Below are 1,554 nucleotides of genomic sequence, written 5' to 3'. Positions count from 1 at the left end.
AATCTTTGCAATTCAACCGTTTCTTCTGCGGTGGCGGGTGAGCACGCGAGGACGAGCAAGACAATAATTGCGGAGTGGAGTTTCATGCTTTGTCATTCGTTCCGGTGTGAGTCAATCGGATAACGTCCGACGTCAGCCGGCACGAACGGAAAGGCAACCACTGCCCAACCGCGTTTTTGAGTGCTCGGTTGCACGTCGTTGTTATCCTTTATGTGCAGGTGCCGTAGAGTCAAACTGGTCAGTGTCGTTTAGGTGAATCGCCAATGCAACCATTCCGTCCTTACAGTCAAACGCAAATTCAAGGTCAGTGCGTCCATGCCGTCCAGACGTTTTCGACTCCACAAGCGTACCAATACGTTCAATTTGCGATAAGAGTCCATGTTGATCAACTTCGGGGCTTTCACAAGAAACAATGCAATGCAGAAGCGGGCAGGGACCGCGATCTTTAGCCAAGCTATATTCAATATCAGGTGTAGTTTTCCCTGAAATGAAATTGGACACGGTTGACCGAATTTGATCGAGCGAGCTTTGTGTTGGTTTGGGGTTAGGGGCAGAGGGCAGGCGTTCCGAAAATGCGCGTCGCACAAGGGCGAACATCCGGACGAATACTCCGACAACGAAGATGGCTATCCCAGCCCAAAAGATCGGCGCTATGTTCAAAGCGTACCCAACCACCACAACGATCACACCAGCGCATGCAGTTTTAGCGAGCAAGAGCTGCTTGCGGATGTCGAAAAAGGTCATATTCTCTCGATCAAGTGGCTTGGGGTTGTCATTCGGCAAACAATGAGTTCAAGGTAAAGGAGTAGAAAATCGAACGCATGGCCCACAGAGGATAACGGCGGTCATCACCGAGGACCGCCAATGTGGTTTCCGTTTGTAAAAACGTCATGCGGTCCTTCGCGTGCATGACATTGTTATCCGTTGTTTTGGTGGGGATTTTCTAGGGCTTGCCGCGAATGGGATCGTTCAGGGAAACAGGAGAGTGATTCTTGCGAAGGGTTCGGAGTCGATCTCTTTCAATCTGATTGGACAGTTGATTTAGTTCGCGATTGCGTTTTGAGCGAGCAGCGTCTTCATCGAGCAACTTGGCGTAGTCTGGATTCTCCGGCCCCCAGGCCGCAGCTAACGCTGGGAATTGCTTCAGGAGGTTCCATATTTGAGTGTGGGCAGAAACCGTGGTCGTGATGGAGATCGCGCCAGTCTTCGGGAACAGATGGAGCCGCATCGCGGTTTGGGGATCGGCATCACCGAAGTCAGTGGTCGCCTCGATAAGCTTGATGAGCACAGTTGGGTCAAACTTACCGTCGGCAGTCCAGACAGGGGCGTCGCGCACGGGGTACGTGAATTGAAGCGACGAACCAGAGACGTCGGCAGCGCTAGCGGCAGATGGTGCCAATGCGGACAAGGAAAGTAGCGTCAAGGCTGTAAGTCGCATGTGAATCTCGGGGATTGTGTGCCTGGGCGGAAGAACAATGCACGGCCAGTCGGATAACGACAGCCGTAACCGAGCGGCGACGGTAGATTCTCAACTTCAAAAACGCCAATTTCGCC

The 1,554-nt window shown here is 52.4% G+C and carries 3 protein-coding genes; all 3 read right to left on the bottom strand.

What is annotated here, in order from left to right; all coding sequences use genetic code 11:
* Positions 1-201 precede the first annotated feature (201 nt).
* The 3 genes from CA13_RS00260 to CA13_RS00255 are packed head-to-tail and all read right to left on the bottom strand — an operon-like array spanning position 202 to position 1,438.
* On the bottom strand, positions 202-783 hold the full coding sequence (locus CA13_RS00260) for a hypothetical protein (RefSeq protein WP_146393715.1): 582 nt from the start codon (positions 781-783) through the stop codon (positions 202-204).
* Complete coding sequence (locus CA13_RS34420; protein WP_419193746.1) at positions 773-910, bottom strand: hypothetical protein; 138 nt, start codon at positions 908-910, stop codon at positions 773-775. The genes CA13_RS00260 and CA13_RS34420 overlap by 11 nt, the downstream gene beginning before the upstream one ends.
* A gap of 33 nt (positions 911-943) precedes the next feature.
* Positions 944-1,438 carry a hypothetical protein gene (locus CA13_RS00255; RefSeq protein ID WP_146393713.1) on the bottom strand — a complete coding sequence of 165 codons (495 nt, stop codon included), beginning with the start codon at positions 1,436-1,438 and terminating at the stop codon, positions 944-946.
* Positions 1,439-1,554: the final 116 nt, after the last annotated feature.

The organism is Novipirellula herctigrandis (assembly GCA_007859835.1).
GTDB lineage: Bacteria > Planctomycetota > Planctomycetia > Pirellulales > Pirellulaceae > Novipirellula_A > Novipirellula_A herctigrandis.
This window is presented reverse-complemented; position numbering and strand designations above follow the sequence as displayed.